Source organism: Micromonospora sp. C31, from assembly GCF_018070575.1.
Classification (GTDB): Bacteria; Actinomycetota; Actinomycetes; order Mycobacteriales; family Micromonosporaceae; genus Micromonospora.
In genome coordinates this window covers 1-13701 of record NZ_JAGPXN010000014.1, presented here as the reverse complement: position 1 = coordinate 13701, position 13701 = coordinate 1, and the positions used below count along the sequence as shown (strand labels likewise).

The following is a 13701-nucleotide window of genomic DNA, read 5'->3' as shown; positions in this document are numbered from 1 at the left end:
GCCCGTCAGTCGAGGCGTCGCTCGACCGGCAGCCGGGACCGGGTGAAGAGCCCCGCGCCGAGCATGGCGACCAGCGGCACCACCACCAGGATGCCGAGCGTGGTCCACGGGACCACCACCGGGTACGGCTCCGGGACGGGCCACAGGCCGGCGTACCGGCGGTTGAGGGCGGTCAGGATGATCGACGCGGAGCCGAGGCCGGCGACGATGCCGAGCGCGGAGCCCAGCACGGCGATCACCCCGGACCGGCAGAGCGAGAGCAGCCGGCGCAGCCCCGGGCCGGCGCCGACCGCCGCGAGGGTGGACAGGTCCGCCCGTCCCTCGGCCGCGGCCAGGCCGGTGGCCATGCCGGCGGCGCCCACGGTGACGACCCCGGCCGCGGCGGCCAGCAGGAGCAGCAGCGGCGGGCCCGCGTCGCCCTGGTCACCCCGCTCGATCTCCACCTGCGCGCCCAGCGGCCGGACGGCGGCGACGAACCGGTCCTGCCGGTCCTCGTCGGGTACGCCGTCGGCGGTGATCGCCCAGCCGAGCGGGTGGACGGCCAGCCCGAGCCGCTCGGCGGCGGTCCGGGAGAGCAGCAGCCGGTCGGTGCCCAGCGTGGTGGGCAGCGGGTAGCCGGCGACGACGGTGCCGGCCGGGGTGTCGGGCCGGGTCTGCCCGGGGCGGGTCACCCGGACGTCGACCCGCCCGTCCCGCACGTAGCGCGGGTCGGTCACGACCGCGCCGCCGGCCCGCAGCACGGCGGTGGCGGCGGCGACGTCGGCGGGGGCGGCGTCGGTGAGCACCGGCAGGGCCGTGCCGTCGTCCACGACCACGTGGAAGTACCCGCCGGACGGGTCCTCCGGTCCCGCGCAGCGGGCATCCGCGCGGGCCTGTCGCTGCTGCGCCGGGCTCAGCCGGTCGCCCGGCGCCCACGGGCAGGCGCGCTCGGCCGGCAGCACCGGGGAGACCACGCACAGTTCGGTCGCCGGGCCGCAACGGGGCTCCGCGAGCGGCGCCACCGCCCGGATCCCCAGGTGGGCGCGGGCCGCCTCGGCGACCCGGGACAGGGCGGGTGGACCGTCCGGGCCCGGGCTGGTCACCAGCACGGTGCCGGCCGGCAGGGCGGGCCGGTAGATCGTGGCCGACCGGGCGTCGTCGCTGGCCAGGTAGACGCCGACGGCGACGCTGCCGGCGACCGCCGCCATCACGGCGGAGATCGCCGGTGCGGTCGACGACCGGTTGCGGCTGGCGTCGCGCAGCGCGATCCGGGGCGCCAGCGGCAGGGAGCGCCCGAGGCGGGCGAGCAGGCCGACCAGCGTCGGGGTGGCGAAGACCAGGCCCAGTTCGCCGAGGACGAGGCCGGCGAGGATCACCGCCGGCGCCGTCCGGGCCGCCCCGAGCGCGGCCACCGCGGCGCCGCCGACGGTCAGGGCCACCCCGGCGGTCAGCCAGCGCCGCCGGTGCGCCGGCGGGGTACGCCGGCCGGCCAGCCCCGCCACCACGTCCTGCCGGGCGGCCGTCCAGGCCGGGGCGAGCGCGGCCAGCACCCCGGCCAGCACCGCGACGGCCGCGATCACCGCGAGCGCCTCCGGCCAGCAGCGGTACGCGCCGAAGCGCGCCCCGAAGAGGTGCTGCTCCACCAGCGGGCGACCGGCGAACGCGGTGGCGACGCCCAGCGTGACCCCGACGGCGGCGCCGACGGCACCCAGCAGCACGCCGTCGGCCAGCACGATCCGGCGCAGATGGGTGTCGTCCCCGCCGGCGACGGCGACCAGCGCGAGTTCCCGGCGTCGTCGCCGTACGCCGACCGCGAAGGCCGGCCCGACGAGCAGCACCACCTCCAGCAGCCCCAGCCCGCCGACGAGCACCGAGACGCTCATCCCCTCCGCGTCCATCCTGGAGCGACCGTCCGGTGGGAACGTGACGGTCTCCGACGCCGGGGCGGGGGTACGGGCGTGGACCCGGACGCCGTGCGCGTTGAGCCGGCGGAAGAGTCCCTCGTCGACGGTCCCGGGCAGGTCGACCAGCCAGCTCGTGTCCGGCTCGGTCTCCGTCCGCACCGCGCTCGGGTGCAGCGTCACGATCGCGCCCAGGTCGTCGGGGTACTCGGCGACCCCGACCACCCGCCAGGAGCGGGCGCCGTCGCCGGAGGTGACGGTGCCGCCGGGGCGGACGTCGAGGCGGCGCAGCGCCGCCGGGCTGACCGCGATCTCGTCCGGCGCGGCCGGCGCCCGCCCCGAGTGGAACCGGACCAGTCCCCGGCCGAGCGGGTCGGTGAGGTCCACGGCCCGTCCCGCGAGGGTGTCGTCGATCCGCTCGCCGAGGCGGACGTCGAACGACACCCAGCGGCGCAGCGGGACCACCCGGCTCCCGGCCGGCAGCAGGGCGGCGACCTGCTCGGCGGTGACTGCCCCGGCCGGGGGCGGGTCCTCCCGGCCGACCTGCCAGGCGTCGCCCCACGCGCTCTGCGCGATCGGGTGCCGCACCATCCAGTGCAGCTCCGCGTCGGCCGCGCCGAGCTGGCGTCCGGCGCGCTCGGCCGGCGTCAGCTCGGACATCCGCCAGCTCACCGCGATGAAGGTCAGCACCAGCACCGGAAGCGTGATCATCGCCAGCACCAGCGCCGTACGCCTCCGGGCCCGTCGGGCCTCCCGCCGGGCGATCCGCAGCGCGGCCCACCAGGAGCCGGCCGCCCCGGCGAGTCGGCCGCCCCGGCCCGTGCTCACCGACCGCTGCCGCTCAACAGCTGCTCGACGCTGCCCAGCGGGGCCGTCGTGTCGACCAGCACCCCGTCGCGGAGGAAGACCACCCGGTCGGCCCAGGCGGCGTGCCGCGCCTCGTGGGTGACCAGCACGGCGGCGGCCCCGGCGTCGACCCGCCGGCGCAGCAGGTGCAGCACCGCCTCGCCGGTCTGCGAGTCCAGCGCGCCGGTCGGTTCGTCGGCGAGCACCAGCCGCCGCTCGCCGACGAGTGCGCGGGCGATCGCCACCCGCTGCTGCTGCCCGCCGGAGAGCTGGTCGGGGAACCGGTCGCCCAGCTCGGGCAGGCCCACCTCGGCCAGCGCGTCCAGCGCCAGGCGGCGGGCCCGCCGCACGCCCGTGCCGTCGAGTTCGAGGGGGAGGGCGACGTTCTCCACGGCGCTGAGGCTGCCGAGCAGGTTGAGGTCCTGGAACACGTAGCCGATCCGGCGGCGCCGCACCTGGGCCAGCCGCCGCCGGTCCAGGGCGCCGAGCGGCTCGCCCTCGACGTACACCTCGCCCGCGGTCGGGCCGTCCAGCCCGCCGGCCAGGGCGAGCAGGGTCGACTTCCCCGAGCCGGACGGGCCCATCACGGCGACGAGTTCCCCGGCGCGCACGGCGAGGCTCACCCCGCGCAGCGCGTGCACGGCCGCCGCGCCGGTGCCGTGGGTGCGGTGCACGTCACGCACGTCGAGCACGGGCGTGGTCGGGCTTGCGCCCGTCGCCCCGTCCCCCGTGGTCACCGTCGCGCCTCCTCGTCGGTCCGGTCCACCGCCTCGGCAGGCGTCGTCGGAACGCGGCCGGGTCGTGCCGGGCGGAAGCGCACGAGGCTGGCCTCGCAGTGGTCCAGCCAGCGCACCTCGGCCTCGGCCTGGAACACCATGGCGTCCAGCACGAGCCGCCACGGCAGGTCCTCGGGGCGGTCGCTGGCGTACTTCAACCGGGTCAACTCCTGCAACGCGCGCATGGTCGCGCTGCGCTGGGTCTGCACCACCGTCCGGACGTCGACGCCGGGGGTGGTCAGCGCGAGGGCCAGCTTGATCGCCAGCTCGTCCCGGGGGCGGTCGGTGCGGCTGATCGGGGTGGCGAACCACAGGGCCAGGTCGGCCCGCCCGGTGTCGGTGATCTCGTACGGGCGCTGCCCCGCCTCGCTCTCGGGCAGCGACCGGACCAGCCCGTCGCGCTCCAGGCGGGACAGGGTGGTGTAGACCTGCCCGATGTTCAACGGCCAGGTCGAGCCGGTCGACTCCTCGAACGCGGCGCGCAGCTGGTAGCCGTACATCTGGCCGCGTTCGAGCAGGGCGAGCAGCCCGTGACGGATGGACATGGCAACGGAGTATGCATACCTGGTATGCGACCCGCAACCGGAGCGGGTGCCGACGGGGCCCGGCCGGTCAGGCGGGCCGGCCCGGGAACGGCACCGTCAGCGGGGTGATGCCGGCCGTCCGCCGCCAGCGGGTGGCCCGCAGGGCGTACTCGACCAGGACGGCCAGCGCCCGGTCCCGGTCGGCGCCGGTGGTGGCGGGCACCGCCGCCCGCCAGAACGCGGCCGTGCGCTCCTCCACCTCGACGGCCAGCCGCAGGGCGCTCGCCCGGTCGGTGACGGGGAACGGCAGCGTGTAGCCGGCCCGGTCCGGCGGGACGCTTCCGCCGCCGGCACTCAACCGCACGACCAGGTCGTCGCGGCGGCGCCGGTGGGCGGCCTCCGCCTCCCTCGCCGCGGTCCGGGCGGCGCCGGTGAGGCGTACCCCGATGGGCCCGTACGCCCAGATCGCGGCGTACTCGGCGGTGAGCGCCGCGGCGAGTGCCCCGGCGGGACCGGACGGTGTCGGTGTGCTCACTTCAACGCCTCCACGTGCGTGGCCCGGGCGGCGACGATCGAGGCGAGCAGCGCGGCCCGCTCCGCCGGCGCCGCCGCGCAGGCCCTGGTCGCGGCCTCCCGGCCGGCGCGTTCGCCCGCGCGCAGGGCGGCCCGCGCCGCCGCCGGGTCGCCCGGTGCGGCGGGCGTGGCGGGGGCGGATCCCGAGGGCAGCGGTACGCCGACGAGCCGGGCCAGTTCGGCCGCGTGCGCGTGGTGCGCCTCGGCGATCGGGGTGAGCAGGCCGGCGAGCGCGGGGTGCGCGACGGCGGCGTCCCGGTGCCCGGCGGCGAGCCGGAGCGCCTCGTCGAGCAGCGGCGTGAGCGGGTCGGGCCCGGGGTTGGGGTCGTCGTCGCGGTCGAGCAGACCGCAGCCGGTCAGCGGCGCCGCCGCCCCGCCGAGCGCCAGGAGCGCCCCGGCGCGCAGCACCTTCCGCCGGGAATGCCCGGTTGTTTCGCCACGTCGTGTCGTTCCGCCCGTCACCACCGGACAAGTCAACACCATCACCGGCCGTACGTGGGCCACCGGCGTCGGTGCGCCGCCCGGCCCGTCGGGCGGTGGGCGCGTTACGCTCTGCGCAGCCGCCGGCGCGTCAGCTCCGGTGGCGTGCCGGCATGGCGGCCGACCGGGTGCCGTCGATCAGCAGGAGGGTGCGGAGATGACGCAGCGTGGCCGTGCCACGAGGCCGACGGGTCCGGCGGGCAGGCCCCGACGCGCCGACGCCCCACGGGGCGGGGAGCGTGCCGGCGGCCCGCGCGGCGACCTCGCCGCCCGGCGGGCCCGGCTGCGTGAGGTGATCGAGCCGGTGGTGACCGGCGCCGGTTACGACCTGGAGGAGCTCTCCGTATCCCGGGCCGGCCGGCGGCACGTGGTGCGGGTGATCGTGGACGCCGACGGCGGCATCAGGCTGGACGCCGTCGCTGAGGTCTCCCGGGCCGTCTCCGCGGCCCTCGACGCGGCCGAGGAGGCCGGGGGCGACATCGTCGCCGGGGAGTACCAGCTGGAGGTCAGCTCCCCCGGCGTGGACCGGCCGCTCACCCTGCCCCGGCACTGGCGGCGCAACGTCGGCCGGCTGGTGAAGGTGACCGCCCGCGGTGCGGGCGCGCCGCCCGGCCGACCCGCCGGGCAGCCCACCGGCGACCGGCAGGTCACCGGCCGGGTGGTGGAGGCCGACGACGAGCGCGTCGTGCTGGAGACCGACGCCGGCCGCGCCGCCTGGACGTACGCAGAACTCGGCCCCGGCCGGGTGCAGGTCGAGTTCCACCGCCTCGACGACATCGAGGAGACGGACGGACCCGACGACATGGACGACACCGACGACTTCGACGACGAAGATGATGTGGAGGACGAGGAGAGGTGAACATCGACCTCGCGGCGCTGCGCGCACTCGAGCGCGAGCGGGAGATCCCGTTCGACACGATCCTCGCGGCGATCGAGACCGCGCTGCTGACCGCCTACCGACACACCGAGGGCGCGGAATCGCACGCCCGGGTGGAGATCGACCGCAAGTCCGGCGCGGCCCTGGTCTACGCCCGGGAGCTGGACGACGACGGCACCGTGGTGCGGGAGTGGGACGACACCCCGCACGACTTCGGCCGGATCGCGGCCATGACCGCCAAGCAGGTGATCCTCCAGCGACTGCGGGAGGCCACCGACGAGGTGCACTTCGGCGAGTACGTCGGCCGCGACGGTGACCTGGTCACCGGTGTGGTGCAGGCGCACGAGGCACGCAGCGAGAAGGGCATCGTCAGCGTCGACCTCGGCAAGCTGGAGGGCGTGCTGCCCCAGTCCGAGCAGGTGCCCGGCGAGCGCTACGCGCACGGCGAGCGGATCCGCTGCGTGGTGGTGCACGTGGCGAAGGGGATGCGCGGCCCGCAGATCACCCTCTCCCGGTCACATCCGGCGCTGGTCAAGAAGCTCTTCGCGCTCGAGGTGCCGGAGATCGCCGACGGCACGGTCGAGATCGGCGCGATCGCACGTGAGGCAGGTCACCGTACGAAGATCGCGGTTCGCTCCACCACTCAGGGCGTCAACCCCAAGGGCGCCTGCATCGGGCCGATGGGGCAGCGGGTCCGTGCGGTGATGAGCGAGCTGCACGGCGAGAAGATCGACATCATCGACTGGTCGGACGACCCGGCGACGTTCGTGGGCAACGCCCTGTCGCCGGCCAAGGCCCTGCGGGTCGAGGTGGTCGACCTGGCCAGCCGCACCGCCCGGGTGACCGTCCCGGACTTCCAGCTCTCCCTCGCCATCGGCCGGGAGGGGCAGAACGCCCGACTCGCTGCCCGGTTGACCGGTTGGCGGATCGACATCCGGTCCGACGCCGAGCAGGCTGGGGCCGCCGGCCGGGGCGGGGCTGATCACGTCCCGGAACCGGGCGGCGCGATCCCGGGCGCCTAGGGGTAGACTTTCTCCAGTGGTACGACGCGCGCTGCCGGAGCGCACCTGTGTGGGTTGCCGGCGACGTGCGCCGGCCAGCGAATTGCTGCGGATCGTCGCGGTCGGCGACGAGGCTGGTCACAGCCTTCGGCCCGATCCGGCCCGCAGGCTGCCGGGTCGGGGAGCGAACATGCACCCGGATCCGGCCTGCTTCGCGCAAGCGGTGCGGCGACGCGCCTTCGGGCGTGCGCTGCGCATCACCGGGGTCCCCGACCACGGTGAGCTCGCGGAGCACGTCGATGCGCCAACCACTACGTCCGGTCAGCCCGACCGGACGAGGGTCGCTAGCAAGGTAGGACGACCGACATGAGCACACGATGAAGTCCCTGAAATGACCAGGCTTCAAGTGCACGAGTGAGGTTGCTGCGGGTGCTGCCCGCACGACCTCGGAGTGAGGAGTGCAGTGGCAGGTAAGGCCCGCGTACACGAGCTTGCAAAAGAGCTCGGGGTCGAAAGCAAGACCGTTCTCGCCAAGCTCAAGGAGATGGGCGAGTTCGTGAAGTCCGCGTCCAGCACCGTCGAGGCGCCCGTCGCCCGACGGCTGCGCAGCGCATTCGTCGCCTCCGCCGGATCTCCGGCACCGGCCGCCCCGCCGGCGGCCGCTCCGGCGCCGACCCCGACCCCGACGCCCTCCCCGGCCCCCGGTGGGCCCCGGGTCTCGGCCAAGCCGATGCCGCCCCGGCGGCCGGCCGCGCCGACGCCCGGTCCGAAGCCCAAGGGCCCGGTGCCCGGCCCGCCGCAGCCCGCGGCCCCGGTCGCCAAGCCGGCGAGTGCCCACGACATCGAGGTGGCGGCCGCCGAGGCGCGTGCCGCCGCGCTGAAGGCCGAGCAGGAGGCGGCGGTCAAGGCCGCCCAGGCCGCTCGGCAGCAGCAGCGTGAGAACGTCCGCCGGGAGCCCCCGGCCGACGGTGGCAACCGTCCCGGTCCCCGACCGGGCCCGGGTGCCATGCCGCCCCGTCCGGGTTCCCCGGCCGCCGGTCGTCCCGGCGCGCCGACGCCGGGCCCGGGTGGCCGTCCGGGCGGGCGTCCGCCGGCGCGCGGCGCCGGTAACAACCCGTTCGGCATCCAGGGCAGCCAGCAGCAGCAGCGGCCTCCGGCCGCCGGTGCGGGTGGTCCCCGGCCCAGCCCGGCCGGCATGCCGCCGCGCCCGAGCCCGGCCTCCATGCCGCCCCGTCCGAGCCCGGCCTCCATGCCGAGCCAGCGTCCCACCACCGGTCGCCCCGGCCCCGGTGGTGCCGGTCGCGGCCCCGGTGGCGGCGCGGGTCGTCCCGGCGGCGGTGGTGGCGGTGGCTTCCGTGGCGGTCCCGGTGGTGGCGGCGGCGGTGGCGGTGGCTTCCGCGGCGGTCCCGGCGGCGGCGGTGGCGGTGGCTACCGTGGCAGCCCCGGTGGCGGCGGCGGTGCTCCGGGCGGCGGTTTCCGTCCGGGTGCTCCGGGCGGTGGCGGTGGTCGCCCCGGTGGTGGCGGTCGTGGTCGTGGCGGCGGTGCCGCGGGTGCCTTCGGGCGTCCGGGTGGCCGGCCGACGCGCGGTCGCAAGTCCAAGAAGCAGCGCAGACAGGAGTTCGACAACCTGTCGGCCCCGACCATGAGCTCGGGTGCCCCCCGGGGTCAGGGTCAGGTCGTCCGGCTCTCCCGTGGCGCCTCGCTGTCGGACTTCGCCGACAAGATCAACGCCAACCCGGGTTCGCTGGTCCAGGAGATGTTCAACCTGGGCGAGATGGTCACGGCGACCCAGTCCTGCTCCGACGAGACCCTGCTGCTGCTGGGTGAGCACCTCGGCTTCGACGTGCAGATCGTCAGCCCGGAGGACGAGGACCGCGAGCTGCTCGCGCAGTTCAACATCGACCTCGACGCCGAGATCGCGGAGGACCGCCTGGTCAGCCGTGCGCCGGTCGTGACCGTCATGGGTCACGTCGACCACGGTAAGACCAAGCTGCTCGACGCGATCCGTAAGGCGAACGTCGTGGCCGGCGAGGCGGGTGGCATCACCCAGCACATCGGTGCCTACCAGGTCCACGTGCCGCACGAGGGCGAGGACCGGGCGGTCACCTTCATCGACACCCCGGGTCACGAGGCGTTCACCGCCATGCGTGCCCGTGGCGCCCAGGTCACCGACATCGTGGTGCTGGTGGTCGCGGCCGACGACGGCGTGATGCCGCAGACGATCGAGGCGTTGAACCACGCCAAGGCGGCCGACGTGCCGATCGTGGTGGCGGTCAACAAGGTCGACAAGCCGGACGCCAACCCGGACAAGGTCCGCCAGCAGCTGACCGAGTACGGACTGGTCGCCGAGGAGTACGGCGGCGACACCATGTTCGTCAACGTGGCGGCCAAGCCGGGCATCGGCATCGACGAACTGCTCGAGGCCGTCCTGCTGACCGCCGACGCGTCGCTGGAGCTGACCGCTCCGATCGACGGGCCGGCTCAGGGTGTAGCCATCGAGGCGCACCTGGACAAGGGTCGCGGTGCGGTGGCGACGGTGCTGGTGCAGAAGGGCACCCTGCGGGCGGGCGACTCCATCGTCGCCGGTGGGGCGCACGGCCGGGTCCGGGCGATGCTCGACGAGAACGGCAACCAGGTCGCCGAGGCCGGTCCGGCGCGTCCGGTGCTGGTGCTCGGTCTGACCGCGGTGCCCGGTGCCGGCGACACGTTCCTCGCCGCGGCGGACGACCGCACGGTGCGGCAGATCGCCGAGCAGCGGCAGGCACGGCGGCGGGCGGCGTCCTTCGCCAACTCCCGCGGCCGGGCCACCCTCGAGACGCTCATGGAGCAGCTCAAGGAGGGCGAGAAGACCTCGCTCAACCTGGTGCTCAAGGGCGACGTCTCCGGTTCCGTGGAGGCCCTCGAGGACGCGCTGTTCAACCTCGACATCCCGGAGGAGGTCCAGCTCAGGATCATCCACCGGGGCGTGGGTGCGATCACCGAGAGCGACGTCATGCTCGCGAGCGCCTCGTCCGAGGCGGTCACGATCATCGGCTTCAACGTGCGGGCCGCGAACAAGGTCCGCGAGATCGCCGACCGCGAGGGTGTGGAGATCCGGTACTACACCGTGATCTACCAGGCCATCGAGGAGATCGAGGCGGCGCTCAAGGGCCTGCTCAAGCCGGAGTACGAGGAGGTCGAGCTGGGCACCGCGGAGATCCGCGACGTCTTCCGCTCGTCCAAGATCGGCAACATCTCCGGATGCATCGTCCGGTCGGGCATCATCCGGCGCAACGCCAAGGCGCGCCTGCTGCGGGACGGGTCGGTGGTGGCGGACAACCTCACCGTCAGCTCGCTCAAGCGGTTCAAGGACGACGCCACGGAGGTGCGCGAGGGCTTCGAGTGTGGTCTGACCCTGGGTGGTTACAACAACGTCCAGGTCGGCGACGTCATCGAGACCTTCGAGATGCGGGAGAAGGTTCGCGCCTGATCCGCTGAACCACTGATCGGGGGGTTTACGTCGAAGGGCGTAAACCCCTTGATCATGTGGGGGGTGGTGCGGGTATGGTCCGGGGCGATGTTCACCGGAACCGCGGTCTTCGACCTGCTGCTGCCGGGCGACTCCCGGTCGCTCAAGGCCAAGAGATCATACGTACGGCCGATCGTCGCGGCGTTGCGCCGCTTCGAGGTGTCGGCCGCCGAAGTGGGAGCGCTCGACCTGCACGGTCGGGCCGAGATAGCCGTGGCCGTGGTGGCGGCCGAGGCGTCGCACGTGCGCGAGGTGCTGGACTCCTGCGAGCGCCTGGTGGCCGGCCGGCCGGAGACCGAGCTGCTCTCGGTGCGCCGGCGGCTGTACGGCGAAGAGGACTGACCGGCGGCGCCGTCCGCCGGAAGCCGGGACGGAGCCCGGCGCCGCGCGACGCGGGTGGCCGCGCGGGTAGTGTTCGGGTTGTTGGGCCGTCGGCTCCGGGGCGCTCCGCGTCGCCGGACGGCGGCCGGGAGCGGGACGCCGTGGAGGTGGCGAGATGTCGGATCCGGCCAAGGTACGCCGGCACGCGGAGCGGGTGCGTGAACTGGTCGCGTCGGTGGTGCGCAGCCAGGTCAAGGACCCCCGGCTCGGCATGATCACGATAACCGACGCCCGGATCACCGCGGACCTGCGCGACGCCACCGTCTTCTACACGGTGCTCGGCGACGCGGCGGCCCAGGCGGGCACGGCGGCGGCGCTGGAGAGCGCCAAGGGCATGCTGCGCAGCACGGTCGGCAAGGCGCTCGGGCTGCGGCACTCGCCGACGCTGACCTTCGTCCTGGACGACGTGCAGGATCAGGTCAAGCACATCGACGACCTGCTCGTCCAGGCCCGCAGCGCCGACGCCGAGGTGCAGCGCCTCGCCGCCCGGGCCGAGTACGCGGGTGAGCCCCAGCCGTACCGGCTGGAGGAGGACGAGGACGCCGACGAGGCGCGTGACGAGGACGCCGACGAGACCCCGCCCCGGGGCGGGGAGTCGCGGTGACCGTGCCCTCCGGCGGCCCGGCCGGTGGTGCCCTCGCCGAGGCGGCGCCACCGGTCGACGCCGGCCCGACCGAGGCGGACTGGTCCGCCGCCGTCGCGGCCGTGCGGGACCTGCCGCCGGAGGGGCGGGTGCTGCTGATCTGCCACGTCAACCCGGACGGGGACGCGCTGGGCAGCATGCTCGGCTTCGGGCTCGGGCTGCGCCGGCTCGGGGTGCGGCGGTTGCAGGCGACCTTCCCCGGCCCGCCGGAGGTGCCGGAGCCGTTCCGGGGGCTGCCCGGGCTCGACCTGCTGGTGCCGGCGACCGAGGCGTACCCGGACCCGGACCTGGTCGTCTGCTTCGACGCGGCCAGCGGGTCGCGTCTCGGCGAGCTGGCCGACCGGCTGGAGACCGCCGGCGCGGCGCTGGCGCTCGACCACCACGCGTCGAACACCCGCTTCGGCCGGATCAACCTGGTGGACCCGCACGCGGCGGCCACCTCGGTGGTCGTCGAGGGGTTGCTCGCCCGGCTCGGCGTGGCACTGGACGCCGGCATCGCGGAGTGCCTCTACGTCGCCCTGAGCACCGACACGGGTTCGTTCCGGTTCGAGGCGACCACCCCGGCGGTGCACGAGCTGGCGGCCCGCCTGCTGGCCACCGGCATCCGGCCCGGCGACATCTCCCGCCGGATCTTCGACACCCGGCCGTTCGGCGCCGTCCGCCTCTTCGGCGAGGTGCTCGGCCGGGCCCGCCTGGAGCCCGCCGCGGCCGCCGGGCACGGTCTGGTGTGGACGTACGCGACCCAGGACGACCTGGCCCGGCACGACCAGCGCCCGTACGTGCTGGAGGCGCTGATCGACTCGGTCCGGTGCACCGCCGAGGCCGACGTGAGCTGCGTGGTCAAGCAGACGCCCGCCGGCGACTGGGCGGTGTCGATGCGCAGCAAGGGCGCGGTGGACGTCAGCCGGGTGGCGGTCGCGCTGGGCGGCGGCGGGCATCGCTTCGCCGCCGGCTTCACCGGTTCGGGCACCGCCGACGAGGTCGTCGACCGGATCCGCGCGGAACTCGACGGGGCACTGACCGCCGTCGCCCGGCACTGACCCGGCCGGCCGGCGAGGGAAGATCAGGGTGAGCCCGGGGAGTGTCCGTCTTCCCGGTTGCGGCGAGTACGGGGAGAATCGCGGGATGGAACAGCCCCACGACCTCACCGTCGAGGCGCCCCGCGTCTGGGACCGTCCCGCCGTCACCGTGCCGGTGCTCGTCTGCCTCTCGCTGGTCGGCGGCCGGTTCCCGTCGTTCTCCACCGAGGCCAACCTCTGGACTCTCGGCACCGGCGGGGTGCTGATCTGGCTGGGCCTGAGCAACCGGGTGCCCCGGCGGCCCGCGCCGCGCCGGTTGGGCGCCCCGGCGGCCTGGTGGGCCCTGCCGGTGGTGGTCTTCGGGGTCTTCGAGGGGGCCACGTTCGTGCTGGCGGTGGGGGACGACTTTCCCACCTTCTCGCGGCTGGCCGATCCGCTGCTGGAGGACCACCTGGTCCGCTCGGCGGTCTGGCTGGGCTGGTTGGCGGCGTTCTGGGGGCTGGTGCGGCGATGATGCGGACTTTGGCCATCGGCGGCTTCCTGGTCTCCCTGGTGCTCTTCGCCGCCGTCGAGTGGGCGGCCCGGCGGGAGGGCTCCCGCATCCCCACCCTCGGCGAGGTGTGCGCCTACGTGATGCGCTACGAGGTGGGCCCGGTGCCGGTCGGCCGGATCGGCCTGTTCGGCTTCTGGTGGTGGCTGGGCTGGCACTTCCTGGCCCGCTGAATCCCGCCCCACTTTCCCGGGAGCCGTGCCGCGCGCCGGTTCCGCGGCGCGAACATGAGTCCATATCGCGGGAACACCGGGCAGTATGTGGAACTGAACGATAGCTTGGGAACCGGCCGGCGTCGTGTGGCGTCGCTGGCCGTGGGCGGTGTCACCACACCCGGCGGCGCCTCCCTCCAGGGTCGACCGACCCGGGCTCACGCTGCCCACCAGCCGCTCCGGTTACCCCGGGCCGCTGCCGGGCGCTCAGCAGGACCGCCCGTGAGGGCTGCCGCCCGGCGGCGGCCCGCGCCCTGGAAGGGGACCACCATGCCCGGTAAGCCCAAGCCGCAGAGCACCGACGAAGCCCGCGAGCAGATGCGCCGCGCGCTGCAGACGTCCATGGACACCCGGCAGTGACCTGTGTCGCCCGGCGGTGTCGCTGCCGACGGCACCCCTCCACAGCGTCACCGCCCGCCCGGCACCTGCTG

The 13701-nt window shown here is 75.2% G+C and carries 14 protein-coding genes; 9 read left to right on the top strand and 5 right to left on the bottom strand.

Annotated elements, in window-relative coordinates:
- Positions 1-5: 5 nt before the first annotated feature.
- From KBX06_RS18775 to KBX06_RS18755, 5 genes are all read right to left on the bottom strand, one after another.
- On the bottom strand, positions 6-2708 hold the full coding sequence (locus tag KBX06_RS18775; RefSeq protein ID WP_210836694.1) for an FtsX-like permease family protein: 2703 nt from the start codon (positions 2706-2708) through the stop codon (positions 6-8).
- Positions 2705-3463, bottom strand: a complete 759-nt coding sequence (locus KBX06_RS18770; protein WP_307854678.1) for an ABC transporter ATP-binding protein — start codon at positions 3461-3463, stop codon at positions 2705-2707. Before KBX06_RS18770 ends, KBX06_RS18775 begins: the two co-directional genes overlap by 4 nt.
- Positions 3460-4047, bottom strand: coding sequence for a PadR family transcriptional regulator (locus KBX06_RS18765; RefSeq protein ID WP_210836692.1), 588 nt, complete (start codon positions 4045-4047; stop codon positions 3460-3462). Before KBX06_RS18765 ends, KBX06_RS18770 begins: the two co-directional genes overlap by 4 nt.
- 67 nt (positions 4048-4114) lie before the next feature.
- The gene (locus tag KBX06_RS18760) at positions 4115-4561 is read right to left on the bottom strand and encodes a ferritin-like domain-containing protein (protein WP_210836690.1); all 447 of its coding nucleotides are present in this window, start codon (positions 4559-4561) and stop codon (positions 4115-4117) included.
- Positions 4558-5007, bottom strand: coding sequence for a hypothetical protein (locus KBX06_RS18755; protein WP_210836688.1), 450 nt, complete (start codon positions 5005-5007; stop codon positions 4558-4560). Before KBX06_RS18755 ends, KBX06_RS18760 begins: the two co-directional genes overlap by 4 nt.
- A 229-nt stretch (positions 5008-5236) precedes the next feature.
- Between KBX06_RS18755 and rimP the strand changes: the two genes are divergently transcribed.
- The 9 genes from rimP (at position 5237) to KBX06_RS18710 (ending at position 13231) form a co-directional block, all read left to right on the top strand.
- Positions 5237-5938 (top strand): ribosome maturation factor RimP, encoded by a 702-nt coding sequence (gene rimP, locus KBX06_RS18750; protein WP_210836687.1) that lies wholly within the window; start codon positions 5237-5239, stop codon positions 5936-5938.
- Complete coding sequence (nusA, locus tag KBX06_RS18745) at positions 5935-6978, top strand: transcription termination factor NusA (RefSeq protein WP_210836684.1); 1044 nt, start codon at positions 5935-5937, stop codon at positions 6976-6978. The genes rimP and nusA overlap by 4 nt, the downstream gene beginning before the upstream one ends.
- 16 nt (positions 6979-6994) lie before the next feature.
- Positions 6995-7327 carry a YlxR family protein gene (locus KBX06_RS18740; protein ID WP_089001491.1) on the top strand — a complete coding sequence of 111 codons (333 nt, stop codon included), beginning with the start codon at positions 6995-6997 and terminating at the stop codon, positions 7325-7327.
- 93 nt (positions 7328-7420) lie between these two features.
- Positions 7421-10426: a translation initiation factor IF-2 gene (gene infB, locus KBX06_RS18735; protein WP_210836682.1), complete on the top strand. Its 3006-nt coding sequence runs from the start codon at positions 7421-7423 to the stop codon at positions 10424-10426.
- An 87-nt stretch (positions 10427-10513) separates the two neighbouring features.
- Positions 10514-10807, top strand: a complete 294-nt coding sequence (locus KBX06_RS18730) for a DUF503 domain-containing protein (RefSeq protein WP_101414636.1) — start codon at positions 10514-10516, stop codon at positions 10805-10807.
- A 154-nt stretch (positions 10808-10961) separates the two neighbouring features.
- On the top strand, positions 10962-11450 hold the full coding sequence (gene rbfA / locus KBX06_RS18725) for a 30S ribosome-binding factor RbfA (RefSeq protein ID WP_210836680.1): 489 nt from the start codon (positions 10962-10964) through the stop codon (positions 11448-11450).
- A 101-nt stretch (positions 11451-11551) separates the two neighbouring features.
- Positions 11552-12529 (top strand): bifunctional oligoribonuclease/PAP phosphatase NrnA, encoded by a 978-nt coding sequence (locus KBX06_RS18720; RefSeq protein WP_307854683.1) that lies wholly within the window; start codon positions 11552-11554, stop codon positions 12527-12529.
- An 85-nt stretch (positions 12530-12614) separates the two neighbouring features.
- Entirely contained in the window at positions 12615-13022 is a 408-nt protein-coding gene (locus tag KBX06_RS18715) for a hypothetical protein (RefSeq protein ID WP_210836678.1), read from the top strand.
- On the top strand, positions 13022-13231 hold the full coding sequence (locus tag KBX06_RS18710) for a DUF6186 family protein (protein WP_172896697.1): 210 nt from the start codon (positions 13022-13024) through the stop codon (positions 13229-13231). Before KBX06_RS18715 ends, KBX06_RS18710 begins: the two co-directional genes overlap by 1 nt.
- Positions 13232-13701: the final 470 nt, after the last annotated feature.